This window comes from Vibrio genomosp. F6, assembly GCF_005146325.1.
Lineage (GTDB): Bacteria > Pseudomonadota > Gammaproteobacteria > Enterobacterales > Vibrionaceae > Vibrio > Vibrio cortegadensis.
This window is the reverse complement of record NZ_SYUT01000082.1, coordinates 1-592: the sequence shown is the minus strand read 5'-3', so window position 1 is coordinate 592 and position 592 is coordinate 1. Positions and strand designations below refer to the sequence as shown.

The 592-nt window shown below is 38.5% G+C and carries 1 protein-coding gene; it reads right to left on the bottom strand.

Annotated features, from left to right (window positions below):
* Positions 1-8: 8 nt before the first annotated feature.
* A complete protein-coding gene (locus FCV43_RS19325; RefSeq protein ID WP_136996085.1) occupies positions 9-560 on the bottom strand; it encodes a VRR-NUC domain-containing protein in 552 nt (183 codons plus the stop codon).
* Positions 561-592: the final 32 nt, after the last annotated feature.

The following is a 592-nucleotide window of genomic DNA, read 5'->3' as shown; positions in this document are numbered from 1 at the left end:
ATTGTTTGTTAGTTGCGTTCTATACACGACTGCGGAACTTCCAAAATGTCTAGCTCGTAGGTCTTTGCTTTGTAAACTTTATTACTTTCCGTTAAATATGTAACTGCAACATCACAACCCAGAATTGATTTAATTTGAGCCAAACAAATAAGTTGAGATTTTGAAATACGATCTGATTCTTTTTTCACTTCGACGAATAGTACTGAGCCATCCTCTTTGTACAGCATTAAATCAGGCTCTCCAGAAGTTAACCCTTGCCTTAAAGCTTTGAAAATCGTTAATCGAATTGGATCAATGTACTTTGCGACAATCGCCCGACCTTGGTCATATTTTACATTATTTGGTTCCCAGTCCCCGAGTGCGTAATAAGCGGTTCCTTGCCAACCTGCATCCAAATACTGTTTCAGAGCAAAATATTCTCCAAAGTGATAACGAGGCTGATTGTACACTTCGTTTGGTACAAATAATGACTCAGGGATCCACTCTTTATGACCAATTTTCCACTCATCAAGCATTGACTGTGGATATGAGAAAACCGTTTCTTTGACGTTAAACTTCATACTTATCCCTTCGAGCAACTAACGCCCAATTA